Consider the following 26,099-nt stretch of genomic DNA (forward strand, 5'->3'; position numbering starts at 1 on the left):
TGATTCCATGCTGACCAGACGAACTCTTTTCGGCGTCGGTGGCGCCGTACTGCTTGCACCTGGAGCAACTGCGACTACAGCTATCGCCAAGTCGATCCCGCTCTGCTTCCCGCGCCCGACCGGACCATTCCACGTGGGCACCACCGAACTGCACCTCGTGGACGCCAGCCGCGCCGACCCGTGGGTCGCCGGCCGCACACGCGAGCTCATGGTCAGCGTCTGGTACCCCGCCGCCCGCACCAGCGAGCCAGCCGCCTACCTTCCGCCGCGCACCGCCCAGCGGTACGGCGAGGACGCGGCGATCGCCCTCCAGCAGCCGGTCGGTCGGGTCGACTGGATCGGAGCTCGCACCCACGCCGGACTGCTGGCTCCGGTACGCCGCGGCCGCTACCCGGTCGTCATCTTCTCGCCAGGCTTCGGCGTACCGCGCGGCCTCGCATCGGTGCAGACGGCCGAGCTCGCCAGCCGGGGCTACGTCGTCGTGACCGTCGACCACACCTACGAGGTGGCCGCGGTCGAGTTCCCCGGCGGCCGACTCGAGGTCCAGACCCTCCCGCACGACGGCTACGCCCTCACAGCCCGCGCGACCCGCGTGGCCGACGTACGGTTCGTGCTCGAGCAGCTCACCAGACTCGCCCAGGGCCACAACCCCGACGCCGAGCAGCGGCGACTTCCCGAGGGACTCGGCCGGATCCTCGACCTCCGGCACATCGGCGCGTTCGGGCACTCGGCGGGCGGGATCACCGCCGCCGACGTGATGGACGTCGACCGCCGGGTGGGCGCCGGCATCGACCTCGACGGCACCCTCGCCTACGGCTACCCGGACCCGGCCAGTTCGCCGACGGTCAAGCACGGCACCGACCGCCCGTTCCTGCTCTTCGGCACCGGTGGTACCGGCCCGAACGGCGGTCCGCAGAGCCACCTCACCGAGCCGTCCTGGCGGATGTTCTGGGACAACTCGACCGGCTGGCGCCGCGACCTCAACCTCCCCAACGGAAGGCACTACAGCTTCATCGATTACCAGACGCTGATCCCGTGGTTCCAGCGGTTCTTCCCGGTCCCGCCGGACCTGGTCGCGAACACGATCGGCTCCGCCGACCCCGACGCGGTCCTACGCGCACTCCGCGCCTACGTTCCCGCCTTCTTCGACCAGCACCTGCGGCAGCGTCCGCAGGACGGCGTCTGGCGCCGCGCTCTCCCCGAGACCACGTTCGTCGAGTGAGCGCACGCTGAGGCAGTACTCCTTCGCCTCGGCGTACGGCCCATCGGTCGGCAGCACGGAGCACTTCACATCCAGGTGCCGCATGCTGCACAAAGCTCGATCCAGGTACTTCACGATCCGGCCTCCTTGAACTCGCTGACGAGTTCAAGGTTCGCCGTGTCGACTACTCGATCGCGTCCCCAGATCTAATGACTTATCGGGGCCCCGGTCTTCGCCTGCAGCTCCTCGAAGGTGACGCCGTCCGCCAGCTCCACCAACCGAAGCCCGTCCTCGGTGACATCCAGTACGGCGAGGTCGGTGATGATCCGGTCGACGACTCCGCGCCCGGTGTAGGGCAGGTCGCACTCGGTCAGGATCTTGTGCGAACCGTCCTTGGCGACGTGCTCCATCAGCACGATCACCTTCTTGGCGCCGTGCACGAGGTCCATCGCGCCGCCCATCCCCTTCACCATCTTGCCGGGGATCATCCAGTTCGACAGGTCGCCGGTGGCCGAGACCTGCATGGCGCCCAGGATCGCCGCGTCGATCGCACCGCCGCGGATCATGCCGAAGGACAGCGACGAGTCGAAGAAGCTCGCGCCGGGCAGCGTCGTGACGGTCTCCTTGCCGGCGTTGATCAGGTCCGGGTCCTCGTCGCCGTCGGCCGGGTACGGGCCGACGCCGAGGATGCCGTTCTCCGACTGCAGCACGACGGTGACGCCGTCCGGAATGTAGTTCGGCACCAGTGTCGGCAATCCGATGCCGAGGTTGACGTACGAACCGTCCTCGAGCTCGGACGCGGCCCGTGCCGCCATCTGCTCACGCGTCAACGGCATCTCAGGCCTCCTTGCGAGGTTGAACGGTGCGCTTCTCGATCCGCTTCTCAATGTCCTTGCCGACAGCAACCACTCGCTGGACGTAGACGCCCGGCAGGTGGATCGAGTCCGGATCCAGCTCACCAGGCTGGACCAGCTCCTCGACCTGCGCGATCGTGATCCGCCCGGCCATCGCGGCCAGCGGGTTGAAGTTCCGCGCGCTCCGGTCGAAGACCAGGTTCCCGTGCGTGTCGCCCTTCAGCGCGTGCACCAGCCCGAAGTCGGTGGTGATCGACTCCTCCAGCACGTACGTCGTCCCGTTGATCTCGCGGGTCTCCTTCGGCTCCGAGGCCTTCGCCACCGTGCCGTCGGTGTTGTACTTCTGCGGCAGCCCGCCCTCCGCGACCTGCGTACCGACGCCGGCCAGCGTGAAGAAGGCGGCGATTCCGCAGCCGCCGGCCCGTAGCTTCTCGGCCAGCGTGCCCTGCGGGGTCAGCTCGACCTCCAGCTCACCGGACAGGAACTGCCGCGCGAACTCCTTGTTCTCCCCGACGTACGACGAGGTCATCTTCGCGATCCGTTTGTCCGCGAGCAGGATGCCCAGGCCCCAGTCGTCGACACCGCAGTTGTTCGACACCACGCTGAGCCCGCTCACCCCCTTGTCGTGCAGGGCGCTGATCAGGTGCATGGGGTTGCCACACAGCCCGAAACCGCCGACCGCCAGGCTCGCGCCGTCCTCGATGTCGGCGACCGCGGCCTGCGGCGACTCGTAGGTCTTGTCCATGGCGACGACTCTAAGCGGTCGCCGACACCTGCTCCAGTGCCGCAAGCTCGTGACGCGCCTCATAGTGGGCGTCCTCGAGATCAGCTAGCTCCAGTACGGCGCTCAGGTGCGCCTGCGCCGTCTGGACGTGCCCGCAGCACCGCGCTGCCCGAGCCAGCCCGATGTGGGCAGCCGCGACGGTCTCCGGCAGCTCCGCACGCTCGCCGTGCACCAGCGCCATGCTGTAGTCGTGCCGAGCGGCATCCAGCTTGCCCTGGACGCGGTACAGGTCACCACGACGACACAGCAGTACGCCGACCTGTTCGTCCAGCCCGAGTCGCTCCGCCAACTCGAGTGCCTCGGTGGTCAGCTCCAGCGGTGCACCGACGGACTGCTGGAGCGCACTGAGCGCCAGGAACGTCCCCCAGTCGTCGTCAAGCATGCGGAACCGGCCCAGCGCCGTACGGAGGGCTTGTGCGGCCTCGTCAGGGCTCGTGCGGGTCAGTCCGGGGTAGCCGCGGCACAGCTCGACCGCTGCGCGGGTCCAGGCCTCACCGGCCTCATTGCGCTTCAGTACGTCCTCCACGACCTCGGCCGGCTCGAACGGGCCGAAGACGAGGCACCACAGCAGCACGGTGGCGGAGTACCGGAAAGGCCCGTCGATGGCGTCGACGATCTGCTGGGCCAGCTCGATCTGCTCCTGCTCCGCGGACGCGGCGCCGTGGATGACGGCGAGCAGGTACTCCTCGTCCAGTCCGGGTGGGACGGTCCGCCCGAGCATGCTGAGCACTCGCTCGGCCGCGGCGGCTGCTTCGTCCTCCAAGCCACGGGACCACCAGTACCGCGAGTAACGGGCGACCAAGCGGAGTGCGGTTCTCAGATCTGTCTCGCAGGCGCGCTCGACCGCGCTGACGACTCCGCCCCCGAACTCCACGTAGCTCATTGTTACAGGCGGGTCAGAATCGCAGGACGCCCCATCGCGGCGGGTAGTGCATGTTCGCGACGTACTGCGGCGACCAGACCCAGAACTCGCTCTCGGCGCCCTTCACGTAACTCCCGTCGACGACCTCGTGCGGCCACTGACAGCGCATCAGGTTCATCCGCCACTCGTCACCCGGCTCGGGCGCGGACGGCTTCCCGGTGGTGTGCACCGCAAGGTCCGCCCACGGTACGGCGATCTCCACCGTCCATCCGGTGTCGGTGTCGGACGGGTCGTTGAGCGTGCCGTCGATGTGCAGCGCCGTCCGCAGCCCGGGCAGGTTGGTCGGGTCGATCGCTTCGCCGCCCTCGTCGTACGGCTTGGTGAGGGTGAGCTCCCAGATCGTGCCGAGCGGGTTGATCTCGAACTCGTAGTAGTTCGCGCCGTCACCGTCGGGGTCGAGGAAGATCTCGAAGTTGTTCTCGAAGTAGAGCCGGCTGTTGTGCTCGGCCATCGTCGCCCAGACGTGCGGCTCCTCGAGCTTGCCGCCGACGTACAGGTAGTCGTCGTCGTACATCAGCTTGGCCTGGGTCCGGAACCGCGGCGCTGGACCCTCGCCGAGGATCTGGACGAAGTCGGTCGTCCACGGCGCGAGCTCCCACGCGGGATCGGTGAGGGTGCCGTCGAGGTTCGGGGCGGTCGGGGTGCGCGGGCAGTCGTAGACGGGCAGATCAGGCATCAGCGCGCTCCAGGAGTCGGGCGACAAGATTGGCGAGCAGGAACGTGACAGCGGTCAGCACCGGGACGACGGCCAGCGTCCACGGCGAGGACAGGTTGCCGGTCAGGAAGGCCAGGACGACGACCAGCATGAACGCGACGCCGAGGAACGCGACCAGCCGCGGATGCGGCATCGCGAGCCGGCTCAACGCCAGCCCGCCGAGCAGCATCGTCACCGCGACGATCACGATCAGCAGCGGCAGCCCGAGCGCACCGCAGTTCGTGGTGTCGCGGAACCGCTCGCAGCCCTGCTCGCTGCCCCAGACCAGCCCGATCGTGGCGAATCCGCAGAGCAGCCCGACGACCGCCAGGATCAAGAGCGGCGGCAGCGGTGGCTTCTCGTCCATGGCCGCACAGTAGCGGGCTCAGGCCGCTCAGCGTAGGTCGCGGGGCGCGCGGTACAAGACGTCGTACAGGGCGCGGCGGTCGACGACGTTGCCGGCCTGCTGCAGCCAGGCGATCAGCTGCGGCGCGGCCGTCGCCGCGGTCAGATAGGTGAGCCCCGGTGCGGCGGGCAGCGGCTCGTCGGTCAGGCTGACGAAAAAGGCGCGGGACTCGAGCCCGCGGGCCCGCCAGGCAACGACCGCCCGCAGCAACGCCACCTCCGTACCGGGCGTCGACGAGATCACCGCCAGCCGGCGGTCGGCGAGCAGGAGGTGTTCGGTCGGGATCCCACGGATCCGGGCGCCGTGGATCAGCTTCACCGCAGACAGCCGCAGTACGACGGGCTCAAGGAGCTCATAGGTCCGGCGATGGTCGCCCGGATCGCCCCACACCTTGGTCTCGTACGCCGCGCGGGCGCCGATCGCCCGGTCGAGTTCGCGGGCGCTCGACCAGCTCTTGCCGAGCACACCAACAACCATCAGGCCGACGACGACGAAGGCGAACCAGCCGACGGACAGCGTGTACCAGAACGGGACGACCGCGAAGAGCAGCCAGGAGATCAGCGCCACCGGTGCGACCACCGTGAACCGCCGCAGGCGCGGTACCACCCAGATCTTCTCGCGGCTGACCTGTGGCCGCGGACGAGGCGCGAGGGTGCGGTCGTAGGCGGCTCGTCGCTCCGGATCCGAGAGTGTCTCCCAAGCCGCCTGGACGGCATGGAACCGCGTCGCGCTGCCGCCCTGGTCCGGATGCACCTGGCGGACGAGCTTGCGGTACGCCGACCTGATCTCCGCCGTACTCGCCGTACGAGCGACGCCCAGCACCTCGTAGTGGTTCACCGCCGGCCTCTGGACCACCGTCGGTTCGACAGCCAGACCAGCGGCAGCACGAGGAGCGGCGCAACCAGCTTGAAGTACGCCACGACCGGGAGCTGGCCGACGACCCCGCCGAGCGGAAGCAGGAGCAGCAGCGCGATGCCGAACCCTTGCAGCACCCGACCGAGCGGCACCTGCCGGCGCCAGTGCGTCGGCACAGCGGCCCAGGGCGCCACCAGCATCATCACGATCCGGAAGGCACTCCAGTCGTCGCGGAAACTCAGCAGGATCGGTACGACGATCCACGCCACCCACAGGCCGAGCACGACCGGCCCGATCACGCGCCAGCGTGCGATCTCCATGCCCCAGATCCTCCCTCACAAACGAGTCAGGGCCAGTCACCGGAGTGACTGACCCTGAATCTCGTGGTCGGGCTGACAGGATTTGAACCTGCGACCTCTTCGTCCCGAACGAAGCGCGCTACCAAGCTGCGCCACAGCCCGAATCGCCGTTAGCTTACATGCGACTAGCTGTGGGACGAAATCGGGTTTAGGCGAGGCACCAACGTGAGCAATGTCGCTTCCGGACGGCAGGCGAAGCGGACCGGTGCGTACGGCGAGGTGCCGAGCCCGGCGGAGACGTGGAGAGCCGCCTGACGGCCGTTGCTGCCCCACGTGGACAGGCCTTTGACGCGCGAAGCGTCGAGGTCGCAGTTGGTCACCAGCGCGCCGTAGAACGGCACCGCGAGCTGACCGCCGTGGGTGTGCCCGGCGAGCACCAGCGGATAGCCGTCCTCGACGAACGCGTTCAGCACTCGCTGGTACGGCGCGTGCGTGACGCCGATCGAAAGGTCGGCCGACGGGTCCACCTCGGCCGCGACTACGCCGTACCGGTCGCGTTTGATGTGCGGGTCGTCGGTGCCGGCGAAGTCGAGGCGCAGCCCGTTCACCTTGAGGCTCGTCTTGGCGTTGTTCAGGTCGGCCCAGCCGGCGCCGGTGAAGGCGCGACGCATTTCCTCGAACGGGAGATCGGGCCCGTGCGGCTTGTGGCGCTGCTTGTTGGCCGGCAACAGGTACTTGGCCGGGTTCTTGAAGTGCGGCTTCCAGTAGTCGTTGGAGCCGAAGACGAAGACGCCGGGAAGGTCGAGCAGCGGGCCGAGCGCGCGGAGCAGCGGCGGCACCGAATCCTCGTGGGAGAGGTTGTCGCCGGTGTTGACGATCAGGTCCGGCTCGAGCGCGGCCAGATCGTTCACCCAGCCGATCTTCTTGGTCTGGGTCGGCATCAGGTGCAGGTCGGACAGGTGCAGCACCTTCAGCGGCGCGGACCCTTCGGCCAGCACCGGCACGGTCACCCGGCGCAGCGTGAACCACCGCACCTCGACGACCGCCGCATACGCCACACAAGCGGCTCCCACGGCACCGACAGCGGCTGTGGCCTTCAGTGTGTTCCCGGCAATCCTGCGCAAACCCATTTCACCAGCCTGCCACAATCTCTGCTATGTCCAACTCCGGAATGAAACAGCGCCTGCACGACGACATGACCGCCGCCCTCAAGGCGCGCGACGAGATCCGCAAGTCCACGCTGCGGATGGCGCTCACCGCGGTCACCAAGGCCGAGGTCGCCGGTAAGGAGGCCCGCGAGCTCTCCGACGCCGAGATCCTCGACGTCCTCGGCTCCGAGGCCAAGAAGCGCCGCGAGTCCGTGATCGCCTACCGCGACGCCGGCCGCACCGAACTGGCCGAGAAGGAGCAGGCCGAGGCCGACATTCTCGCCGAGTACCTGCCCGAACAGCTCACCGCCGACGAGATCGCTGCCCTGGTTACCGAGACCATCGCCGCCACCGGCGCCGCCGAGCTCGGCCCGCGCGGCATCGGCAAGGTGATGGGCGCCCTGCAGCCCAAGGTCAAGGGCAAGGCCGACGGCGGCGCCGTCTCCGCGGAGGTCAAGCGCCAACTCGGCGCCTGACCTCACCATCCTCGGCTGCTAGCACTTCGGGTAGTTGCGTTCCCAGGGCTGGCAGCCGGGGGTTCCGCCCCCGCCGGGCTGGCCCTCACCCTGGTTGTCGCCGTTGTTGTTCCCGCTCCGGTTGCCGTTGGAGACGTAGATCGTGACCGTGGAACCGGCCGGGGCCCCGTCGCGGCGGCGCGGGTCGGTGTAGGCGACGGTGCCGGCGGCCTCCTCGGAGTTGACCTGGGTCGGGCTGATCTCGGCCTGGAAGCCCGCCTGGCGGAGCTTGTTGGCGGCGTCGTCCGGGTTCATCCCGTTGATGTACGGGAGCTCCTCGTTGTCGCCGTTGCGGGTCTTGTCGTCCGGCGCGGTGAAGTGCGTGGTCGGGTAGCCCTGCAACGCGTTCTGCATCGCGGTCTTCCAGAGCGGACCGGCGGTCTGTGAACCGGAGGCGTCGTTGATGTCCCGACCGTCCAGGGTCTGACCCGACAGCCGCTTGTACGGCGGGCTCGCGTCGGCCACCACAGTCGCGGCAGCGAGCTTGCTGGAGTAGCCGGAATACCAGACCGCTTTGGCGTCCTGGATGGTTCCCGTCTTCCCGGCCAGGTCGCTGTTGCCGAACTTGAGCCGGTTACCGGTACCGCCCGGCTCCATCACCTGGTGCAGGACCTCGTTGACTCCGTCGGCCACGGCCTCCGGCAGGACCTGCTTGCAGTCGGTCCCCGGGACCTTGATCGGCTTGTGGGCCGCGTCGACCACCGAGGTGACGAGCAGCGGGGTGCAGTACTTACCGCGGGCCGCGAAGGCGGCGTACGCGCTGGAGAGCTGCAGCGGGGTGATGTAGCCGACGCCCAGCGTCATCGACGGAACCTGCTCCAGCGGCTCGCCGTCCTGGGCGTTGTACATCCCCAGCGACTTGAGCAGGCTCGCGATCGGGCACAGGCCGACCTTCTGGGACAGCTGCAGGAAGTAGGTGTTGGTCGACTTCTGCGCCGCCTGGATCATGGTCGGGTCCGGCACGTTCTTCGTCGAGTTCTGGGGCTGGTAGTCGTCCGGCACCGTGACGGTTCCGTTGCAGGTGCTGAACTTCGAGCCCTCGAAGTGCAGCGGGCTCGGCGACGGGATCTTGTAGTTGATCGAGTAGCCCTTCTGGATCGCCGCCGCGATCGTGAAGGCCTTCATCGTCGAACCGTTCTGGAAGCCGCCGAACCCACCGGCGTACGACTTCTCGACGTTGTAGTTGTACGACGTGCGGTCCTTGCCGTTGCCGTACTTCTTGCTCTGCACCATCGCCTTCACCAGGCCGGTGCCGGGCTCGACGATCGTGATCGCGGCGATCGCCTGGTCACCCGGCTTGGTGTGCTCGTCGATCGACTTCTGCGCCGCGGCCTGGATCTTCGGGTCGAGCGAGGTGCGGATGACGAGGCCGCCGGTCTTCAGGTAGTTCGCGCGGTCCTTCGGGGTCTTGCCGAGGGCCGGGTTCTCCTTGAGCTGGGCGACGATGTACTCGCAGAAGAACGGGTACGGCGAGTTGGCGCAGCCGACCTGGTTCTTGCGGACCTTGGTCAGATCGATGACCGGCGTCTTCAGCGCGAGGTTGGCCTGGTTGACCGAGATCACCTTCAGCTCGAGCATCCGGCGGATGACGACGTCGCGGCGGTCCTTCGAGCGCTTCATGTTGTTCGTCGGGTCGTAGGCGGTGGGGCTCTTCACCATGCCGGCCAGCATCGCGGCCTGGGCCAGGTTCAGGTTCTTCGCGTCGACCCGGAAGTAGTGCTGGGCGGCGGACTGGATGCCCCAGGCGCCGTCGCCGAAGTTCGCCAGGTTCAGGTACTTCTCGAGAATCTCGTTCTTCGACATTTCCTTCTCGGCCGCGATCGCGTACCGCAGCTCGGCGATCTTGCGCTGCGGGGTGGCGGCGGTGGCGGCCTCGACCTCGGCGGGCGTGTTCGCCTTCTCGATCAGGCTCATCTTGATGAACTGCTGGGTGATGCTCGAACCACCCTGCTGGACCGAGCCCTCGGTCTGGTTCACCGCGAGCGCGCGCAGCGTGCCCTTGAGGTCGAGCGCGCCGTGCTCGAAGAAGCGGTCGTCCTCGATCGCGACGATCGCCTTCTGCATGATCGGCGCGATGTCGGCGAGCTTGACCGGGAACCGGTTCTTGTCCGCCAGGGTCGCGATCACGGTGCCGTCGGCCGCCCGGATGACGCTCTTCTGCTTGAGTGGCACCTCGTCGAACTGCTGCGGCAGGTCCTGCAGGGTCTCCGACGTCTTCTCCGTCGTGAACCCGGCCAGCCCCGCCAACGGCATTGCCAGACCTGCTGCCAGCGCGCCCGACAGCACACTCACTCCGAGGAACAGAACCACCGACTGGACGACCCCACGGTCGCCCTTCTCCCTGACGCGCATGGTTATAGAGACTACGTGATCGGCGTTTTGGGTTACCGCTCGTGCTGTGAATTGCGTCACTGTGGCTGGACAAAGTTCATCCTAAAGAACGAGGGCCCGAGCACAGGCTCGGGCCCTCGCATCAACTGACGCAGGACGACGGTCTCAGGCGGCGTACTGGCGTGCGTCCACCTGGGCCGGTTCGAGCGCCAGATCGAGCACCTCGCGGACATCGCTGACCGGGTGAACGGTCAGCTCCGCCAGCACCGACGCCGGTACGTCGTCCAGGTCGGGCTCGTTGCGCTTCGGGATCAGGATGGTGGTCAGTCCGGCCCGATGGGCGGCGAGCAGCTTCTGCTTCACGCCACCGATCGGGAGGACCCGCCCGGTCAGCGACACCTCACCGGTCATCGCGACCTCCGACCGGACCGGCCGTCCGGAGAGCAGCGACGCCAGCGCCGTCGTCATCGTGACGCCGGCCGAAGGTCCGTCCTTCGGGACCGCGCCGGCCGGTACGTGGATGTGGGCGTTCCGCTCGGCCAGATCGCCGACCGGCAGCCCCAGCTCCGCGCCGTGCGAGCGCAGGTACGACAGGGCGATCTGCGCCGACTCCTTCATCACGTCACCCAACTGCCCGGTCAGCGTGACTCCGGTCGCGCCGGTCTCCTTGTCGGCCAGCGACGCCTCCACGAAGAGCACGTCACCACCCGCACCGGTCACCGCGAGCCCGGTCGCGACGCCCGGGAGCGACGTACGCTCCGCGGACTCCGGAGTGAACCGCGGCGATCCGAGGTAGCCCTTCAGGTCCTTGTCGGCGATGGTCAATGCGCCGACCTCTTCACCGAGGGCGATCTTCGAGGTCACCTTGCGGAGTACCCGGGCGATCGACCGCTCGAGCTGCCGTACGCCGGCCTCTCGGGTGTACTCGCCGGCCAGCAACCGCAGCGCCGACTCGTCGACCGTCACCTCGTCCGCCGTCAGGCCCGCCCGCTCCAGCTGGCGCGGAAGCAGGTGATCACGGGCGATGGTGACCTTCTCCTCCTCGGTGTAGCCGTCGAGCTGCACGAGCTCCATCCGGTCCAGCAGGGGACCGGGGATCGAGTCCAGCACGTTCGCCGTGGCCAGGAAGACCACGTCGGACAGGTCCAGCTCGACCTCCAGGTAGTGGTCCCGGAAGGTGTGGTTCTGCGCCGGGTCGAGGACCTCCAGCAGTGCGGCGGTCGGGTCGCCCCGGTAGTCCGCGCCCACCTTGTCGATCTCGTCCAGCAGGACGACGGGGTTCATCGAACCGGCCTCGGTGATGGCCCGGACGATCCGGCCCGGCAGCGCGCCGACGTACGTCCGCCGGTGGCCACGGATCTCGGCCTCGTCCCGGACGCCACCCAGCGCGACCCGGACGAACTTGCGCCCCATGGCTCGCGCCACGGACTCACCCAGCGAGGTCTTACCCACACCAGGAGGCCCGACCAGAGCCAGTACGGCGCCACTGCGGCGACCGCCGACGACTCCCAGACCACGGTCCGCACGGCGACGCCGTACGGCGAGGTATTCGGTGATGCGCTCCTTGACGTCGTCCAGACCGGCGTGGTCCGCGTCCAGCACGGCCCGCGCCTCGCGCAGGTCGTAGCCGTCCTCGGTCCGCTCGTTCCACGGCACCTCGAGCACGGTGTCCAGCCAGGTCCGGATCCAGCCGACCTCGGGGGACTGGTCGGACGTCCGCTCCAGCTTGTCGACCTCAGCCAGCGCGGCCTTGGCCACGTGCTCCGGCAGATCGGCGGCCTCGACGCGGGCCCGGTAGTCCTCTTCCTCGGACTCGGCCTTGCCGTCCAGCTCGGCCAGCTCCTTGCGGATCGCGGCCATCTGCTGGCGCAGCAGGAACTCCCGCTGCTGCTTCTCCATACCCTCCTGGACGTCCTTCTGGATCGTCTCGGAGACCTCGAGCTCGGCCAGGTGGTCCTTCACCCAGCCGATCAGCTTCTCGAGCCGCTCGGAGACGTTGGCGTTCTCCAGCAGCTCGGACTTCTGCTCGTTGGTGAGGTACGACGCGTAGCCGGCCAGGTCGGACAGCTCCGCGGGGTCGTTCACCTGCTTCACCGAGTCGATGACCTGCCAGGCGCCACGGCGCTCCAGGACCGAGGTGGTGAGGCTCTTGTATTCGCGGGCCAGCTCGCTGGACCGCGCGTCAGTGATCTCGTGCAGCTGGGTCGCACCGACCCACAGGGCTGCACCTGGGCCGGTGGTTCCGGCGCCGATCAGGACCCGCGCCGTACCGCGGATCACTGCTGCCTGGGCTCCGCCCGGCAGCCGGCCGATCTGCTCGATCTCGCCGAGCGTTCCGGCCTTCGCATATTTCCCGTCCAGTCGCGGTACCAGCAGCACCTGGTCGGCACCCGAGGCCTGCGCGGCGTCGATGGCCGCTCGCGCCTCGCTGTCGGCGAGGCGGACCGGCACGACCATTCCCGGCAGAACGACGACGTCGTCCAGCGGCAGAACCGGAAGATTCAACGTATCGGTCACGCTGTCACACCCTTATCCAAAGATTGAGTCTGACTGGCTCAACCAGTGGCCCCACCTGGGCATTCCCGGCGTTCGCTCACGGTGAACTCAGGAGTTCACCAATCTGGCGCAGACCGGTCAGGTCATGAACATCGTCCGCGAGTGCCGGCACCTCGACCGTCGGGATCGAGCGGTGGCCGCGCTTGAACCGATCGGCGCGCTTGTGGTCGGCGACGACCTGCTGCATCTTGTCCGCGTGCAGCCGCAGCAGCGCTGCCGTCAGCGGCGACTTCTCCGCCTCCTCCAGCTTCTCCGCCGCCGCGATCGACCGCCCGGCCGACAGATCCATGGCCTCCGAGTTGGTCACCCGATTCAGTACGACGCCCGCCAGCGGCATGTTCTCTTCGCGCAACCGCTCGGTGAAGTACGACGCCTCCCGCAGCGCGTCGTTCTGCGGAGCCGCGACCACAAGGAACGCGGTGTGCGGCTCTCGAAGCAGCGCGACCGTCTTGTCGGCCCGCGCCCGGAATCCGCCGAACAACGTGTCGAAGGCCGCCACGAACGTCTGCACATCGGTCAGCACCTGCGCACCGAGGACCTTGTTCATCACGGACATCGCCATGTTGACCGCCGTCGACATCAGCCGGAACGGTCCCTTGGCCGGTGCCAGCAACAACCGCAGGAAACGACCCTCCAGCAGCGAAGCCAGCCGCTCCGGCGCATCCAGAAAGTCCAGCGCGGACCGCGACGGCGGCGTGTCCACGACGATCAGGTCCCAGTCGCCGGACGCCTCGGCCTGCTTGTGCAGCTGACCGAGCTTCTCCATCGCCATGTACTCCTGCGTCCCCGCGAACGACGACGACAGCGCCAGGTAGAACGGGTTCGCCAGAATCTGCTCGGCTTTCTCCGGCGTCGCATGCGCGAGCACGACCTCGTCGAAGGTCCGCTTCATGTCCAGCATCATCGCGTCCAGCCGGCCCTCGCCGCCCACGCCCGCGACCGTCCGCGGCGTGTTGTCCAGCTCGGTCAGCCCGAGCGACTGCGCCAACCGCCGCGCCGGATCAATAGTCAGTACGACGACCTTCCGCCCCCGCTCCGCCGCCCGCAACCCGAGCGCCGCCGCGGTAGTCGTCTTCCCGACCCCGCCCGACCCGCAGGTCACGACAATCCGAGTGGTGGGGTCGTCGATCAACGCGTCCAGATCAAGTTCGCTCATCCGCGGAACTCCTCGGCCAGGTCGATCAAGCTTCCTTGGTCGATCCCCTCCGGCTGCAGCATCAACTCGGTCACTTGCTTGCCCAGGGCATCGATCCGGTCGCGGTTCTCGCGCTCCAGCCCAACCCGCACCGCGTGATCGTGCGCCTCGGCCGTCAGTGCCTCCACCATGGCTTTGCCGTACCTGACGCCGGCCGCGCGCAGTCCCTTGGTGAGCTCGGCGGTCGGCAGTTTCTCCTTCACTGCAAGGGCAAGCGCGTCCTCGTCGAGCGGACTGTGCCGCACCATGTTCACCACGATCGACCCGATCCGCAGATCCAGCGCCTCCAGCTGCTCGACCGCGTCCAGCGTCTCCTGGACCGGCATCTCCTCCAGCAGCGTGACCAGATGGACCCTGGTCACATCAGACCGCAGCATCCCCATGATCGCGTCCGCCTGATTCCGGATCGGCCCGACCTTGGCCAGGTTGGCGACCTCGTGGTTCACGTTCAGGAACGACCCGATCCGCCCCGTCGGCGGCGCGTCCAGCACGACCGCGTCGTACGCGAGTTTGCCGTGCGCCTTGCGCCGCGTCGCCTCGTAGACCTTGCCGGTCAGCAGTACGTCGCGCAGTCCGGGCGCGATCGTGGTGACGAAGTCGATCGCCCCGACCTTGTCGAGCGCCTTCCCGGCGCGACCCAGGTGGTAGTACATGTCGAGGTACTCCAGCAGCGCGGCCTCCGCGTCCACGGCCAGCGCGAACACCTCGCCGCCGCCGACCCCGGTCGCGATCTTGCGCTCGACGTACGGGAGGGGCGGTACGTCGAAGAGCTGGGCGATGCCCTGGCGTCCCTCGACCTCGACCAGCAGCACCCGCTTGCCCTGGTCGGCCAGCGCGAGCGCCATGGCGGCGGCCACGGTCGTCTTCCCGGTGCCTCCCTTGCCGGTGACCACATGGAGTCGCGCCATGGGTCCAGAGTAGGACGTGGCCCACGGCACACCCGTCCCGCGCCCGTTAGAGTCGGCCCCATGAAGAAGTTTGAGTACGCCACCGCGCCTGTCCTCGTCCACGCGACCAAGGACATCCTGGACAACTGGGGCCAGGACGGCTGGGAGCTGGTCCAGGTCGTCCCGGGCATGAACCCGGAGAACCTGGTCGCCTACTTCAAGCGGGAGATCGAGTCCAAGTGAGCCACCCCGAGGAGAAGCTGGCCGAGCTCGGCCTGAAGCTGCCGGAGGTGGCCAAGCCGGTCGCCGCCTACGTCCCGGCCGTCCGGACCGGCAACCTGGTCTACACCTCCGGTCAGCTGCCGCTGCGCGAGGGCACCCTGATCGCCACCGGCAAGGTCGGTGACGCCGTCACCGCCGAGGTCGCCAGCGAGTGCGCCCAGCAGTGCGCGCTGAACGCGCTCGCCGCGGTCAAGGCCGAGATCGGCGATCTGGCGAACATCAAGCGGATCGTCAAGGCCGTCGCGTTCATCGCCTCCACCCCGGAGTTCACCGGTCAGCCCCAGGTCGCCAACGGCGCCTCGGAGCTGTTCGGCGCCGTCTTCGGTGAGATCGGCCAGCACGCCCGCAGCGCCGTCGGCGTACCGGTGCTGCCGCTCGACGCTCCCGTCGAGGTCGAACTCATCGTCGAGGTCTGACCTCGGGTGGTTCGTGATCTGAGGTCGGAGCCGCTGACCGGCCGGATGGCCGACGCGGCGTTCGCGCACGTCCGGGAGTCGCGGACTCCCGCCGATCCCCGCCCCGCGTCGACCGTGATCCTGCTCCGCGACACTGCCGCCGGGCCGGAGGTCTACCTCCTCCGGCGGCAGCTGACGATGGCGTTCGCGGCCGGTATGACGGTCTTCCCGGGCGGCCGCGTCGATCCGACCGACGCGACCGTCGCCGACTCCTGGTCCGGTCCGCCGCCGTCGTTCTTCGCCGACCGGCTCGGGTGCTCCGCGGAAACAGCCTCCGCGTACGTCGCTGCCGCCGTACGCGAGACGTTCGAGGAGTCCGGCGTACTGCTCGCCGGCCCGTCCGCTTCGTCCGTGGTTGCCGACACCAGCGGCGACGACTGGGAGGCCGACCGCGTCGCCCTCGAGAACCGCTCGCTCGGCTTCGCCGACTTCCTGCACCGTCGCGGCCTGGTCCTGCGCGCCGACCTGCTCGGCGCCTGGGCGCACTGGATCACCCCCGAGTTCGAACCGAAGCGCTACGACACTGCCTTCTTCGTCGCTGCCCTCCCGGCCGGCCAAATCACCCGCGACGTGACGAGCGAGTCCGACCAGGTCGCCTGGATGCGCCCCGCCGACGCGGTCGCCGCCGCCGACGCAGGCTCGGTCCTGATGCTCGCGCCGACCTACCTCTGCTGCGCCGACCTCACGCCGTACGGCGACGTCGCCGCCGCCCTCGCCGCAGCCGCCGACCGCGAGATCCCGGTCATCATGCCGACCCTGCGCATCGAGAACGACCTCGCGTACCTGGAGCACACCTCATGAGCAGCCCCCGATGACCGCCGAACAAGTCACCGACTACGCGACCCGTGTCCTCGCCGCCAACCCCGGCCCGATGACCCTGGAAGGCACCAACACCTGGATCCTCCGGGCCCCCGGCGCCACCCAGTCGATCGTCGTCGACCCCGGACCGCAGCTCGAGGACCACCTCCGCGCCGTACTGGATGCCGCCGGCGACGTCGCCGTCGTACTGCTGACCCACAAGCACCCCGACCACACCGAAGGCGCCGCCTGGTTCGCCAACCAGGCCGGCTGTGGCGTCCGCGCCGTCGACCCCGCCTTCCGCATCCCCACCGACCACGCCCACGCCCTCGCCGAAGGCGACGTCATCACCGCCGAAGGCCTCCGCGTCGAAGTCCTCCCCACCCCCGGCCACACCCTAGACTCCGTCTGCTTCTGGCTCCCCCAAGACGGCTCCCTCCTCACCGGCGACACCGTCCTCGGCCGCGGCACCTCCGTAGTAGCCCACCCCGACGGCGCCCTAGGCCCCTACCTCGACTCGCTCGAAAAACTCCTGGCCTTCACCAACTCCCCAGCCGGCCCCGAACGCCTCCTCCCAGGCCACGGCCCCGTCATCACCGACCCCGGCGCCGTACTGACCCACTACCTAACCCACCGCCAAGACCGCCTAGCCCAAGTCCGCGCCGCCGTAGCCGCCGGCCACACCACCCCCGAGTCCGTAGTAGCCCACGTCTACACCGACATCGACCCCGCCCTACACCCCGCCGCCGAACGCTCCGTCCGCGCCCAACTCGACTATTTGAACGGATAACCACCACCTCCAACGGCGCAACCCCCCACCTGAGGGGATATCCCTCGGGCTAGGGGGTTGCCCCCTGAGAATCTCGATGGGCAACCCCCGAAGTGAGGGGATAACCACTCAGGTGGGAGGTTGGCCGAGGGCGCCTCGGGGCGGGGTTATCCACAGGGGAGCGGATGGTGGCTGCCGGGGGGAGGGGCTGCGGCTGATGCTTAGAGGATGAACTCGAAGTTGAAGCTGCTCACGGAGGGGCAGAACGGGGTCTTCAGCCGTAGGCAAGCCGCGGAGTGTGGCTACACGCCCGACCAGATCCGCGATCGGATCCGGGATGGGCGATGGGTGCGGATCCGCTACGGCCAGTACGCCGAGGCAGTGGACCTGAGCCACTTGGCGCCCTGGGATCAGGTTCTGCTGAGTCACCAGCGGCTGGTCCACGCGGTGATGAACTCGATGGGCCCGGACACCGTTGCGGTGAGCCACCAGTCGGCTCTCGCCCTGCACGGAGTGCCGCTGTGGGGGCCCGATCTGACCGAGGTCCAGGTCAGCCGGATGGATCGGCACCGAGGGGGCCGGATCGCCGGCGTACGGCATCATCGCGGCAGACTGACAGCGGCAGATCTGACCGTCGTCAGCGGCCTGACTGTCACCACGGTGCCGCGAGCTCTGCTGGAAATGGCTTGTACGACGTCCTTCGAGGCAGCCGTGGTCAGCGCAGACGCCGTACGGCGTCATGTCGCGGTGAGCCCGGGCGAGTGGCAACGGCTCCAAGCGGCCATCGAGTTCTGGCCCGGGAGTCCACGGGCGAGGGCAGCGCTGGCTTTCAGTGATCCGTTGTCGGAGTCGGTCGGGGAGTCGCGGCTCCGGGTACTGGCACAGACCCATCGTCTTCCGGCGCCGGTGCTTCAGGCCGAGTTCGCCGATGCCCGCGGTTTCATCGGCCGGGTCGATTTCTACTTCGCCGACTATCGAACCGTCGTCGAGTTCGACGGGCTGCTCAAATACACCGGCAACACGCGTGAGCGCCTGATCCAGGAGAAGCTCCGAGAGGACCGCCTGCGCGCGCTCGGACTGCAGATCGTGCGCATCACCTGGGCCGACCTCGATCACCCGGACCGGGTCGTTGCGCTGATCCGCGCCGCGTTTGCCCGGGCCTGAGAATCAAGCCGGCCCATCGAGTTGAGGGGTTGCCCCCTGAGATTCTCGATGGGCAACCCCTCAACTCAGGGCATAACCACTGAGTTGGGGGGTTCGCCGGACGGCGCCGCGGCGGCGGCAGCGCCGGTACGGCGGTTAGCGGGCTCGGCGTTGGAGGCGGTCGACGTCGAGGAGTACGACGGAGCGGGGTTCCAGGCGGACCCAGCCTCGGGAGGCGAAGTCGGCGAGGGCCTTGTTGACGGTCTCGCGGGAGGCGCCGACGAGCTGGGCGAGCTCCTCCTGGGTGAGGTCGTGGTGGACGTGGACGCCGTCGTCGGCGGTGCGGCCGAAGCGGCTGGCCAGGTCCAGCAGGGCCTTGGCGACGCGGCCGGGGACGTCGGAGAAGACGAGGTCGGCGACGACGTCGGAGACCTTGCGCAGGCGGGAGGCGAGCTGCAGGAGCAGGCCGCGGGCCACCTCGGGGCGGCCGGCCAGCCAGCGCAGGAGCTCGTCGTGGGTGAGCGACATCATCGACGCGTCGGTGACGGCGGTGACGGTGGAGGAGCGCGGGCCGGGGTCGAAGAGCGAGAGCTCGCCGAACATCTGGCCCGGGCCGAGGACGGCGAGCAGGTTCTCGCGGCCGTCGGCGGAGGTGCGGCCGAGCTTGACCTTGCCCTCGACGACGATGAACAGCCGGTCCCCGGAGTCGCCCTCGTGGAACAGCACCTGGCCACGGCGCAGCCGGCTTTCGGTCATCGACGCGGCCAGCGCGTCGGCTGCCTCGTCGTCGAGTTGACTGAACAGCGGCGCCTGCTTGATCACTGTGGCATCCACTTTGGGGCCTCCTAGGACCTTCGACCACGACTTCGGCCGGGGGATCACCCCGCCCGGCGAGGTGAGCGTATCCGCCCGCTCGCCCCAAAACCGTAGCCCCTCGGGTCCCGGCGACGCCACGTAGGCCACCCCCGGCGAGTCTTGACGGCTCATCACGCCGGTACGTCGGCCAGCCAGTTGCCGTGAAATCCGAACGGAACGCGGACCGGCAGCTGGATCGTCGCCACCGCCGGCGCGGTCAGATCGGTGCCGTCGAGGATCACCAGATCGCTGGTACCGGCGGCCGCGTCGTACACGTACGTCATCAGCCAGCCGTCCCCGCCGGGACGGTCGTCGGCCGGAACGAAGGCGGCCTCGCCCGGCGTCCGGCCCGGACCGAACGAGTGCGACGTGACAGCGCCGTCGCGCAGGTCGTAGCGAATCAGCGCGCCGCCCCCGGCGGACGTGACGGTGGCGTGGCCGTGGCGAGCCTCCAGCCCGGCCAACCGGTCGTCGATGCGGGGGAACTCGGCTGCCCGATCGTCGCATTGCTGCTCGTGCACGATCCCGGTCGCCAGATCGATCGTCCAGCGCCAGAGCGTTGCTTGCTGGGAGCCCGTGCTGTCCCTCCTGAACAGTTCGGGGTAGCGCATGACGTGCAGGACGATCTGCTCCTGGCCGTTGGGCCCGATGCGGTCGTAGGCATTGAGCGTGTGGAAGACGTAGCAGGGATCGATCGTCACCCAGCGCACCTCGCCGTACGGGTCCGACCGTCGCAGTACGCCGAGACGTGCGCCGTACCGCTCGCTCCAGCTGAAGGGCATCCGGCCGGGCTTGGCCGTCTCGAGATCGAAGACGACCGGCAGATCCATGAAGACGGCGTGGCCGGCGGTCAGTGCGAAGTCATGGTTCATCGTGGCCCCCGCGACGTCGATCGGGCGGCTGATCACCAGCTCTCCGGCCGCGTTCGCGCGGTGGTAGGTCAGGTACGGCGCGGTCAGGCTGTAGCCGAAGAAGTGCAGTTCGCCGGTGACCGGACAGGTCTTGGGATGCGCGGTCATTGCCGTGCGCAACTTGCCGTCGAAGTCGTACGGACCGACGGTGCCGAGCTCGCGGGTGAGCTCGTAGGGGTAGGAGGACTCGACCAGGGCCAGTGTGCGGCCGGCATGCCGTACGACGTGGGTGTTCGCCACGCCCGCGGTCAGATCCAGCGTCCCGTCGACGTCGTTGACCCGTGCACCGTCGGTGAAGGTCGAGGTCCGGACCCACCGGTTGCGGTAGGCCACGGCCCGCCCGGATTCGATCCGGACGCCGTGGATCATTCCGTCACCGAAGAACCAGTGGCTGCTGGCGGCATCGTGCGGGTTCGGTCCGTTGCGCAGGTACCAGCCGGTCAGTGCGGGCGGGATCTGGCCGGTCACCGGCAGGTCGTAGGCGGTCAGTTCGGTCTCGACCGGGGCGTAGTTGCCGGCCAGGTGCGGTGCGGGTGCGGTCTGCACGCGATCCCCTCAGTGGTTGTGGAGCTGGGCGGCCTTGGCCTGGATCTGTGCGACGTACCGAACGGTGAAGACCATCGGTACGACGAAGGCTGCGATCTGGACGATCGTCCGCGCGGTCGAGCTGGAGTGGGCAAGCGTGGCGAGAGCGACCGCGCCGACGGCGAAACTCACGGTCCAGACGGCGGTGATGATCACGTTGGTGCGGACGAACAGCGGCTGGTCCCAGACCTCGCGCGGCGTGGTCTGCTTGGCGATCCCGAGGGTGAACGGCCGCCGGACGGCCAGTGAGACGCCGGCGATCAGGGCGAGCGTGGCCGACGACAGTGCCGGCGTGTAGGGATGCAGCCCGGAGTCGGGATTGCCGAAGGCGATGACGGTGATGACGCCGAAGAAGACGGCCGAGCCGATCTCGATGATCTGTGCGTCGAGCGTGCGGCCGGAGCGGGTCTGCTGGGCGATCGAGCCGAGTGCGAGGAGCAGCGCGATCAACGCCGCCCAGTTCCACTGCGCCGACGGGATGATCGCGTACACGATCCACGGGGCGAAGGTCCGCAGGTACGACATGGGGGTTGCTCCCTGAGTAGGCGGCCGACCGGACATTCCGATCGCGACATGTCAAAAGTAGAAGGTCTGCTCTAGACATGTCAAGAGTGGAAGGTAGAGTGGGGCCATGAGCCTGCGACATGCCCTGCTCGGGCTGCTGGTGGAGCGGCCCGCCAGTGGCTACGACCTGCTGAAGACCTTCGAGACCTCGCTCGCCAACGTCTGGCCGGCCACCCAGAGCCAGCTGTACGGCGAACTGGCCAAGCTCGCCGTCAGCGGTCTGATCGTGGTGTCGGAGCAGGGTCCGCGCGGCCGGAAGGAGTACACGCTGACCGAGACCGGTCTGGCCGAGCTCCGCCGCTGGCTGACCGAGACCGAGCCGCAGCGCACCCGCAGCGACGTCCTGCTCCGGGTCTTCTTCCTCGGCGTACTGACACCGCAACAGGCGCGCGACTACCTCGACGGCCAGGCCGCACAGGCTGCCGGACTCCACGCCGAGCTGAAACAACTCGACGAGTCGATCGACTGGGACGACGAGAACCTCTCCGTCTACGGCCGCCTCGCGCTGGAGTACGGGCGGCGGCTGGCCGCGATGCAACAAGAATGGGCCGAATGGGCCCGCACCCAGGTCAAACCCGGGTGAGGGCCACAGCCGGATCAGAACAGCGGCAGAAGCTCCGATCCGACCGTGTAGTAGCCGGACGCGGTCACGTAGTCGTTCGCGATCATCGAAGCCTCGTTGTGCGACGAGCCGCGCAGCCAGGTCACTTCTTCGTACTGCGCGTAGCCGCCGCTGTACTTACCAACGGACTGGATGCAGGTGGTCCAGACGTAGGTGTCGTCCCGCAGGTAGATGCTGCGCGACTTCCATTCGGAGGTGTGGTTGACGAATTCCGACCATACGTAGTCGCCGGCGGCAAGCCGAAGGGTGCGCTGAACGCAGGCCTGCGGAGAGCCCACCGGCGCATTCCACGCCAGATACTGACTCTTCTCGTTGTAGGCCGGGGGGTTGTAGGCGAACGCGGGAGAGGCGGGTACTGCGAAGCCGGTCGCGGCGGCGAGCAGAGCGATGGCGGTCAGGGCCTTACGAGGGATGCGCATGTGCGAGAGTCTGCGGTCCGAGGGGACTTGGGGGACAGATACGTGAGCACCTTCCGCACTGTGAATCCGTCACGCCCCCGTCGGGACCGTGGAAAGGCGGCCTCGTGATCCGGGTCCTGCTGGCCGATGACATGAAGCTCTTCCGGGCCGCGCTGAAGAACCTGCTCGAACGGAACGCGGACTTCGCGGTGGTGGCCGAGGTCTACTGCGGAGATCTGATCGTGCCGACCGCGCTGGAGCTGCGGCCGGACATCGCCGTGATCGACATCGAGATGCCGGGCCAGGACGGACTGGCCGCGGCCGCCGCGCTGCGCGAGCAGTTGCCCAGCTGCCGGACGCTGATCCTGACCGCCCTCGGCAGCCCCGCGAACCTGCGTCGGGCGCTGACCTCGCAGGTGGGTGGCTTCCTGAGCAAGGACGTCTCTCCTGCGGCCCTGGCGGAGGCGATCCGGCAGGTCGTGGCCGGTATCCAGGTGGTGGATCCGAAGGTGGCCGCCGCGGCACTCACGCTGCCGCCGAACCCGCTGACTCCTCGCGAGGCCGAGGTGCTCCGCCTGGCTGCTGGTGGCGCGGAGGCGAAGCAGATCGCGGTCGACCTGTTCCTCTCGCCCGCCACGGTCCGCAACTACCTGAGCACGATCGCCGCCAAGCTCCACGCGCGCACGCAGGTGGACGCCGTACGGATCGCCACCGGCGCGGGCTGGATCTGACCGAGGGTCGGCCGGGGAATTCTGTAGGTGGACGCACGTAGGCTGGCCTGCATGCCATCCCAGCGTGTCGCGGAACCCGCCGTACTGCCCGTTCCCGGGGCTTTGCCGACGGTGACGCTGAAGCTTCCCCGTAAGGCTCCGGTCGTGGCCGGAGAGACCTCCAGCCAGCTGGTCCGGCGGGCCCGGAAGATGCACAAAGTGCTCACCGAGACCTATCCGGACGCCCACTGCGAGCTCGATTTCACCACTCCGCTCGAGTTGCTCGTGGCCACCATTTTGTCCGCCCAGACCACCGACGTGATGGTCAACAAGGTCACCCCGACGCTCTTCGCGAAGTACCCGACGGCCCAGGCGATGGCCGAGGCCGACCGTGAGGAGATGGAGGCGATCCTCAAACCGACCGGCTTCTTTCGCGCGAAGACGAACAGCGTGATGAAGCTCGGTCAGGTCCTCGTCGACGAGTACGACGGGGTTGTCCCCAACAAGCTCGAGGAGCTGGTGAAGCTCCCCGGCACCGGCCGCAAGACGGCGAACGTCGTCCTCGGCAACGCCTTCGACATCCCCGGCATCACCGTCGACACGCACTTCGGCCGGCTGGTCCGCCGGTTCGGCTGGACCGAGGAAGAGGATCCGGTCAAGGTCGAGCACATCATCGGCGCCCTCTTCCCGAAGAAGGACTGGACGATGCTCTCGCACCGGCTGATCTTCCACGGCCGTCGCCGCTGTCACGCCAAGAAGCCCGCCTGCGGCGCCTGCCCGATCGCTCAGTGGTGCCCGTCGTTCGGCGCCGGTCCGACCGACTACGAGTCCGCCGCGAAGCTGGTGAAGGTCCCGGCCGCGTGAAGCGCGCGCTGGCGGCCGTCGTCGCGCTGACGGTCCTGGCGGCCTGCGGCCCCACCCCCAGTACGCCGGGCGCCGGCGCCGGCGCGGTTCCGGGAGCCGACCAGTTGGCCGCCTGCCCGCCGGCGCAGTCCCGGCCACCGGTCAGCAACGGCCTGCCGGATATCACGCTGCCCTGTCTCGGCGCAGGCCCGGATGTCCGGCTGGCCGACCTGCGCGGGCCGCTCGTGATCAACGTATGGGCTCAGTGGTGCGGGCCTTGCCGCGACGAAGCGCCGTACCTGGCGGCTTTGCAGAAGAAGGCCGCGGGCAAGCTCCAGATGCTCGGCATCGACTATGTCGACCCACAAGCCGAGCTCGCGGTGCAGTTCGCGCTCAAGCACGAGCTGACCTACCCGCACGTGGTCGACTCCGAGAAGCTGGTGCGCAAGCCGTTCAAGGTCGGCGGCCCGCCGGTCACGGTGTTCGTCGACAAGGACGGCAAATTCACGCTGCACAACGGCGTGCTGACCTCGCAGGAGCAGCTCGACCAACTGGTGAAGGACCGGCTGGGGGTCGCGCTGTGACGTTCGACGACGTGCAGATCCCGGACTGGCTGCGGCCACTGGCGAAGGCCTCCGCGGACGTCGACCCGAACGTGTTGTCCCGCTTCCTGCCGCCGGACGACCCCTCGGTGCGGAACTCGGCCGTCCTGATCCTGCTTGCCGAAGGCAACGACGGTCCCGAGGTGCTGCTGACCGAGCGGTCCTGGACGATGCGCAAGCACGCCGGTCAGATCGCCTTTCCGGGCGGCGGTGTGGATCCCGAGGACGGCGGGGTGGTTCAGACGGCGTTGCGGGAGGCCTGGGAGGAGACCGGGCTCGATCCGGCGGGCGTCGTACCGTTCGCGATCTGGCCGGCGCTCTGGGTGCCGGTCAGCAACTTCGGCGTGTCGCCGGTGCTGGCCTGGTGGCGGACGCCGTCGCCGGTCGCCGTGGTCGACCCTGCCGAGGTGGCCTCGGTGCACACCGTCCCGGTGTCGGTGCTCGCCGACCCGGCCAACCGGGTCACCTGCCGGCACCCGTCCGGGTTCACCGGGCCGGCGTTCCTGGTCGGTGACCTGTTCGTCTGGGGCTTTACCGCCGGCCTGCTCGACAAATTGCTGCTGCTCGGCGGCTGGGCGCGCGACTGGGACCCCTCGAACGTCGTACCTTTACCCGACCGACTGGTGGAGGCGGCCTGGCGGAGCGAGGGTCGCCGGTCCGAGGACGTGCGGCGGATGACCGCCATCGAGCACGATCTCGGCCGGACGGACGGGACCGATCCGGAGGACGTGAAGTGAGCAACCTCGACTGGGCGCTGATGGTGGTCACCCTGCTGGTGGCGATCTCGGGGTACATCGAAGGCTTCGTGCTGGGCGCCTGCGCCACCCTCGGCCTGCTCGGCGGCGCCGCCGTCGGCGTCTGGGGCGTCCCGCGAGTGCTCGACAACTTCTCGCCCAGTGTCACGGTGTCGTTCGCCGCGCTGGTCCTCGTGGTGATCCTGGCCTCGATCGGCCGAACCATCGGCGCCATCATCGGGTCCAAGCTGCGCAACAAGATCTCCTGGCGCCCGGTGAAGGCGGTCGACGCGCTCGGCGGCGCCGTACTGGCGGCCGCGTCGGTGCTGATCGTGTCCTGGGTGCTCGGCGTCGCGGTGAGCGGCGCGCGGATCCCGAGCGTGACCTCGGCGGTCCGCGGTTCGGCAGTGCTGGCGAAGGTCGACCAGGTGCTGCCCAGTGGCGCCGACAAGGCGCTGCAGGCCTTCAACGACGTGGTGAACACCGATCTGTTCCCGCGCTTCCTCGACCCGTTCGTGCCGGAGCGGATCCGCGACACCCAGCCGCCGGACAGCGGCATCGCGCGACAGCCCGCCGTACGCCAGGCCTACAGCCGGATCGCCAAGGTCACCGGCGTGGCCAACTGCTCCCGCGGCCTCGAAGGCAGCGGCTTCGTCTACGCCCCGCAGCGCGTGATGACGAACGCGCACGTCGTCGCCGGCGTCAGCGCGCCGCAGGTCGAGGTCAACGGCAAGTCCTACGAGGCGAACGTCGTCCTGTTCGATCCCGAGGTCGACATCGCGGTGCTGTACGTGCCGGGGCTCGACATCAAGCCGCTGCAGTTCGACTTCGCCGCGAAGGCCGACGACCCGGCCGTCGTCCTCGGCTACCCGGAGAACGGCCCGTTCGACTCCGAGCCGGCCCGGATCCGCTCCGAGGAGCGCTTGCGCGGCCCCGACATCTACGGCGACCGCACCGTCACCCGGCAGGCCTTCTCGATCTGGGCCTCGGTCCGCCCGGGCAACTCCGGCGGCCCGCTGCTGTCGGCCAAGGGCACCGTGTACGGCGTGGTCTTCGCCGCCTCGGTCGAGGACAACCGCACCGGCTACGTGCTGACCGCCGAGCAGGTCGCCGACGATGCCCGCGAAGGCTCGACGGCCACTCAGGAAGTCTCCACAAAAACCTGCACCTGAGCTGCAGCA

At 68.7% G+C, this 26,099-nt stretch carries 29 protein-coding genes and 1 tRNA gene; 13 read left to right on the forward strand and 17 right to left on the reverse strand.

Annotated features, from left to right (window positions below; translation table 11 throughout):
* Positions 1 to 7 precede the first annotated feature (7 nt).
* Entirely contained in the window at positions 8 to 1,222 is a 1,215-nt protein-coding gene (locus ABZS29_RS27585) for an alpha/beta hydrolase (protein WP_355465995.1), read from the forward strand.
* Between the two features lie 185 nt (positions 1,223 to 1,407).
* On the opposite strand, the gene ABZS29_RS27590 is transcribed toward ABZS29_RS27585, so the two are convergent.
* The 9 genes from ABZS29_RS27590 to ABZS29_RS27630 form a co-directional block, all read right to left on the reverse strand.
* Positions 1,408 to 2,037, reverse strand: a complete 630-nt coding sequence (locus ABZS29_RS27590; protein ID WP_355465997.1) for a CoA transferase subunit B — start codon at positions 2,035 to 2,037, stop codon at positions 1,408 to 1,410.
* A gap of 1 nt (position 2,038) precedes the next feature.
* The gene (locus tag ABZS29_RS27595; protein WP_355465999.1) at positions 2,039 to 2,800 is read right to left on the reverse strand and encodes a CoA transferase subunit A; all 762 of its coding nucleotides are present in this window, start codon (positions 2,798 to 2,800) and stop codon (positions 2,039 to 2,041) included.
* A 10-nt stretch (positions 2,801 to 2,810) separates the two neighbouring features.
* Positions 2,811 to 3,713, reverse strand: a complete 903-nt coding sequence (locus ABZS29_RS27600; RefSeq protein ID WP_355466001.1) for a hypothetical protein — start codon at positions 3,711 to 3,713, stop codon at positions 2,811 to 2,813.
* Positions 3,714 to 3,735: 22 nt separating this feature from the next.
* Positions 3,736 to 4,437 (reverse strand): carbohydrate-binding family 9-like protein, encoded by a 702-nt coding sequence (locus ABZS29_RS27605; RefSeq protein ID WP_355466002.1) that lies wholly within the window; start codon positions 4,435 to 4,437, stop codon positions 3,736 to 3,738.
* The gene (locus ABZS29_RS27610) at positions 4,430 to 4,822 is read right to left on the reverse strand and encodes a hypothetical protein (RefSeq protein WP_355466004.1); all 393 of its coding nucleotides are present in this window, start codon (positions 4,820 to 4,822) and stop codon (positions 4,430 to 4,432) included. Before ABZS29_RS27610 ends, ABZS29_RS27605 begins: the two co-directional genes overlap by 8 nt.
* A 27-nt stretch (positions 4,823 to 4,849) precedes the next feature.
* On the reverse strand, positions 4,850 to 5,698 hold the full coding sequence (locus tag ABZS29_RS27615) for a J domain-containing protein (RefSeq protein ID WP_355466006.1): 849 nt from the start codon (positions 5,696 to 5,698) through the stop codon (positions 4,850 to 4,852).
* On the reverse strand, positions 5,695 to 6,036 hold the full coding sequence (locus ABZS29_RS27620) for a hypothetical protein (protein ID WP_355466008.1): 342 nt from the start codon (positions 6,034 to 6,036) through the stop codon (positions 5,695 to 5,697). Before ABZS29_RS27620 ends, ABZS29_RS27615 begins: the two co-directional genes overlap by 4 nt.
* Positions 6,037 to 6,100: 64 nt before the next feature.
* Positions 6,101 to 6,177, reverse strand: a tRNA-Pro gene (locus ABZS29_RS27625).
* Between the two features lie 23 nt (positions 6,178 to 6,200).
* Complete coding sequence (locus tag ABZS29_RS27630) at positions 6,201 to 7,145, reverse strand: metallophosphoesterase (RefSeq protein WP_355466010.1); 945 nt, start codon at positions 7,143 to 7,145, stop codon at positions 6,201 to 6,203.
* 26 nt (positions 7,146 to 7,171) lie between these two features.
* On the opposite strand from ABZS29_RS27630, the gene ABZS29_RS27635 reads away from it, so the two are divergent.
* The gene (locus ABZS29_RS27635) at positions 7,172 to 7,639 is read left to right on the forward strand and encodes a GatB/YqeY domain-containing protein (RefSeq protein ID WP_355466012.1); all 468 of its coding nucleotides are present in this window, start codon (positions 7,172 to 7,174) and stop codon (positions 7,637 to 7,639) included.
* Between the two features lie 18 nt (positions 7,640 to 7,657).
* On the opposite strand, the gene ABZS29_RS27640 is transcribed toward ABZS29_RS27635, so the two are convergent.
* From ABZS29_RS27640 to ABZS29_RS27655, 4 genes are all read right to left on the reverse strand, one after another.
* Positions 7,658 to 10,030 (reverse strand): transglycosylase domain-containing protein, encoded by a 2,373-nt coding sequence (locus tag ABZS29_RS27640; protein WP_355466013.1) that lies wholly within the window; start codon positions 10,028 to 10,030, stop codon positions 7,658 to 7,660.
* A gap of 144 nt (positions 10,031 to 10,174) precedes the next feature.
* Positions 10,175 to 12,526: an endopeptidase La gene (lon, locus tag ABZS29_RS27645; protein ID WP_355466015.1), complete on the reverse strand. Its 2,352-nt coding sequence runs from the start codon at positions 12,524 to 12,526 to the stop codon at positions 10,175 to 10,177.
* A 76-nt stretch (positions 12,527 to 12,602) separates the two neighbouring features.
* Complete coding sequence (locus tag ABZS29_RS27650) at positions 12,603 to 13,721, reverse strand: ArsA family ATPase (protein WP_355466017.1); 1,119 nt, start codon at positions 13,719 to 13,721, stop codon at positions 12,603 to 12,605.
* Positions 13,718 to 14,668: an ArsA-related P-loop ATPase gene (locus tag ABZS29_RS27655; RefSeq protein WP_355466019.1), complete on the reverse strand. Its 951-nt coding sequence runs from the start codon at positions 14,666 to 14,668 to the stop codon at positions 13,718 to 13,720. Before ABZS29_RS27655 ends, ABZS29_RS27650 begins: the two co-directional genes overlap by 4 nt.
* 60 nt (positions 14,669 to 14,728) lie before the next feature.
* Between ABZS29_RS27655 and ABZS29_RS27660 the strand changes: the two genes are divergently transcribed.
* The 5 genes from ABZS29_RS27660 to ABZS29_RS27680 all read left to right on the forward strand — a co-directional run bounded on the left by ABZS29_RS27660 (position 14,729) and on the right by ABZS29_RS27680 (position 18,115).
* Positions 14,729 to 14,890, forward strand: a complete 162-nt coding sequence (locus ABZS29_RS27660; protein WP_355466021.1) for a DUF4177 domain-containing protein — start codon at positions 14,729 to 14,731, stop codon at positions 14,888 to 14,890.
* On the forward strand, positions 14,887 to 15,345 hold the full coding sequence (locus ABZS29_RS27665) for a RidA family protein (RefSeq protein ID WP_355466023.1): 459 nt from the start codon (positions 14,887 to 14,889) through the stop codon (positions 15,343 to 15,345). Before ABZS29_RS27660 ends, ABZS29_RS27665 begins: the two co-directional genes overlap by 4 nt.
* A 6-nt stretch (positions 15,346 to 15,351) precedes the next feature.
* Positions 15,352 to 16,185, forward strand: coding sequence for an NUDIX hydrolase (locus tag ABZS29_RS27670; protein WP_355466025.1), 834 nt, complete (start codon positions 15,352 to 15,354; stop codon positions 16,183 to 16,185).
* Between the two features lie 10 nt (positions 16,186 to 16,195).
* Positions 16,196 to 16,972: an MBL fold metallo-hydrolase gene (locus tag ABZS29_RS27675; protein ID WP_355466027.1), complete on the forward strand. Its 777-nt coding sequence runs from the start codon at positions 16,196 to 16,198 to the stop codon at positions 16,970 to 16,972.
* A 207-nt stretch (positions 16,973 to 17,179) separates the two neighbouring features.
* Positions 17,180 to 18,115: a type IV toxin-antitoxin system AbiEi family antitoxin domain-containing protein gene (locus ABZS29_RS27680; RefSeq protein WP_355466029.1), complete on the forward strand. Its 936-nt coding sequence runs from the start codon at positions 17,180 to 17,182 to the stop codon at positions 18,113 to 18,115.
* A gap of 135 nt (positions 18,116 to 18,250) precedes the next feature.
* Here the strand turns inward: ABZS29_RS27680 and ABZS29_RS27685 are convergent, their stop codons facing one another.
* From ABZS29_RS27685 to ABZS29_RS27695, 3 genes are all read right to left on the reverse strand, one after another.
* The gene (locus ABZS29_RS27685; RefSeq protein WP_355466031.1) at positions 18,251 to 18,928 is read right to left on the reverse strand and encodes a Crp/Fnr family transcriptional regulator; all 678 of its coding nucleotides are present in this window, start codon (positions 18,926 to 18,928) and stop codon (positions 18,251 to 18,253) included.
* A gap of 152 nt (positions 18,929 to 19,080) precedes the next feature.
* The gene (locus tag ABZS29_RS27690; RefSeq protein WP_355466033.1) at positions 19,081 to 20,406 is read right to left on the reverse strand and encodes a carotenoid oxygenase family protein; all 1,326 of its coding nucleotides are present in this window, start codon (positions 20,404 to 20,406) and stop codon (positions 19,081 to 19,083) included.
* Positions 20,407 to 20,415: 9 nt separating this feature from the next.
* The gene (locus ABZS29_RS27695) at positions 20,416 to 20,970 is read right to left on the reverse strand and encodes a hypothetical protein (RefSeq protein WP_355466035.1); all 555 of its coding nucleotides are present in this window, start codon (positions 20,968 to 20,970) and stop codon (positions 20,416 to 20,418) included.
* Positions 20,971 to 21,076: 106 nt separating this feature from the next.
* Here ABZS29_RS27695 and ABZS29_RS27700 point away from each other — a divergent pair, with 106 nt between their 5' ends.
* Complete coding sequence (locus ABZS29_RS27700) at positions 21,077 to 21,592, forward strand: PadR family transcriptional regulator (protein ID WP_355466036.1); 516 nt, start codon at positions 21,077 to 21,079, stop codon at positions 21,590 to 21,592.
* 14 nt (positions 21,593 to 21,606) lie between these two features.
* Here the strand turns inward: ABZS29_RS27700 and ABZS29_RS27705 are convergent, their stop codons facing one another.
* Positions 21,607 to 22,050, reverse strand: coding sequence for a hypothetical protein (locus ABZS29_RS27705; RefSeq protein WP_355466038.1), 444 nt, complete (start codon positions 22,048 to 22,050; stop codon positions 21,607 to 21,609).
* Positions 22,051 to 22,154: 104 nt separating this feature from the next.
* Here ABZS29_RS27705 and ABZS29_RS27710 point away from each other — a divergent pair, with 104 nt between their 5' ends.
* From ABZS29_RS27710 to ABZS29_RS27730, 5 genes are read left to right on the forward strand one after another with little or no spacing between them, the layout of a single operon-like run.
* On the forward strand, positions 22,155 to 22,760 hold the full coding sequence (locus tag ABZS29_RS27710; protein ID WP_355466039.1) for a response regulator transcription factor: 606 nt from the start codon (positions 22,155 to 22,157) through the stop codon (positions 22,758 to 22,760).
* Positions 22,761 to 22,811: 51 nt separating this feature from the next.
* Positions 22,812 to 23,603 (forward strand): endonuclease III, encoded by a 792-nt coding sequence (gene nth / locus ABZS29_RS27715; protein ID WP_355466041.1) that lies wholly within the window; start codon positions 22,812 to 22,814, stop codon positions 23,601 to 23,603.
* Positions 23,600 to 24,166, forward strand: coding sequence for a TlpA disulfide reductase family protein (locus ABZS29_RS27720; protein WP_355466042.1), 567 nt, complete (start codon positions 23,600 to 23,602; stop codon positions 24,164 to 24,166). The genes nth and ABZS29_RS27720 overlap by 4 nt, the downstream gene beginning before the upstream one ends.
* Positions 24,163 to 24,921 carry a CoA pyrophosphatase gene (locus ABZS29_RS27725; protein WP_355466044.1) on the forward strand — a complete coding sequence of 253 codons (759 nt, stop codon included), beginning with the start codon at positions 24,163 to 24,165 and terminating at the stop codon, positions 24,919 to 24,921. The genes ABZS29_RS27720 and ABZS29_RS27725 overlap by 4 nt, the downstream gene beginning before the upstream one ends.
* Positions 24,918 to 26,090 carry a MarP family serine protease gene (locus tag ABZS29_RS27730; RefSeq protein ID WP_355466045.1) on the forward strand — a complete coding sequence of 391 codons (1,173 nt, stop codon included), beginning with the start codon at positions 24,918 to 24,920 and terminating at the stop codon, positions 26,088 to 26,090. Before ABZS29_RS27725 ends, ABZS29_RS27730 begins: the two co-directional genes overlap by 4 nt.
* The last annotated feature ends 9 nt before the right edge of the window (positions 26,091 to 26,099 follow it).

This window comes from Kribbella sp. NPDC005582 (assembly GCF_040605415.1).
Classification (GTDB): Bacteria; Actinomycetota; Actinomycetes; order Propionibacteriales; family Kribbellaceae; genus Kribbella.

Excerpts from the sequence above, each read along its gene's own strand:
- ABZS29_RS27585 (WP_355465995.1), top strand. The coding sequence starts at position 8 with ATGCTGACCAGACGAACTCTTTTCGGCGTCGGTGGCGCCGTACTGCTT.
- ABZS29_RS27590 (WP_355465997.1), bottom strand. The coding sequence starts at position 2,037 with ATGCCGTTGACGCGTGAGCAGATGGCGGCACGGGCCGCGTCCGAGCTC.
- ABZS29_RS27595 (WP_355465999.1), bottom strand. The coding sequence starts at position 2,800 with ATGGACAAGACCTACGAGTCGCCGCAGGCCGCGGTCGCCGACATCGAG.
- ABZS29_RS27605 (WP_355466002.1), bottom strand. The coding sequence starts at position 4,437 with ATGCCTGATCTGCCCGTCTACGACTGCCCGCGCACCCCGACCGCCCCG.
- ABZS29_RS27610 (WP_355466004.1), bottom strand. The coding sequence starts at position 4,822 with ATGGACGAGAAGCCACCGCTGCCGCCGCTCTTGATCCTGGCGGTCGTC.
- ABZS29_RS27620 (WP_355466008.1), bottom strand. The coding sequence starts at position 6,036 with ATGGAGATCGCACGCTGGCGCGTGATCGGGCCGGTCGTGCTCGGCCTG.
- ABZS29_RS27630 (WP_355466010.1), bottom strand. The coding sequence starts at position 7,145 with ATGGGTTTGCGCAGGATTGCCGGGAACACACTGAAGGCCACAGCCGCT.
- ABZS29_RS27635 (WP_355466012.1), top strand. The coding sequence starts at position 7,172 with ATGTCCAACTCCGGAATGAAACAGCGCCTGCACGACGACATGACCGCC.
- ABZS29_RS27640 (WP_355466013.1), bottom strand. The coding sequence starts at position 10,030 with ATGCGCGTCAGGGAGAAGGGCGACCGTGGGGTCGTCCAGTCGGTGGTT.
- ABZS29_RS27650 (WP_355466017.1), bottom strand. The coding sequence starts at position 13,721 with ATGAGCGAACTTGATCTGGACGCGTTGATCGACGACCCCACCACTCGG.
- ABZS29_RS27655 (WP_355466019.1), bottom strand. The coding sequence starts at position 14,668 with ATGGCGCGACTCCATGTGGTCACCGGCAAGGGAGGCACCGGGAAGACG.
- ABZS29_RS27660 (WP_355466021.1), top strand. The coding sequence starts at position 14,729 with ATGAAGAAGTTTGAGTACGCCACCGCGCCTGTCCTCGTCCACGCGACC.
- ABZS29_RS27675 (WP_355466027.1), top strand. The coding sequence starts at position 16,196 with ATGACCGCCGAACAAGTCACCGACTACGCGACCCGTGTCCTCGCCGCC.
- ABZS29_RS27680 (WP_355466029.1), top strand. The coding sequence starts at position 17,180 with ATGAACTCGAAGTTGAAGCTGCTCACGGAGGGGCAGAACGGGGTCTTC.
- ABZS29_RS27695 (WP_355466035.1), bottom strand. The coding sequence starts at position 20,970 with ATGTCGTACCTGCGGACCTTCGCCCCGTGGATCGTGTACGCGATCATC.
- ABZS29_RS27700 (WP_355466036.1), top strand. The coding sequence starts at position 21,077 with ATGAGCCTGCGACATGCCCTGCTCGGGCTGCTGGTGGAGCGGCCCGCC.
- ABZS29_RS27705 (WP_355466038.1), bottom strand. The coding sequence starts at position 22,050 with ATGCGCATCCCTCGTAAGGCCCTGACCGCCATCGCTCTGCTCGCCGCC.
- nth (WP_355466041.1), top strand. The coding sequence starts at position 22,812 with ATGCCATCCCAGCGTGTCGCGGAACCCGCCGTACTGCCCGTTCCCGGG.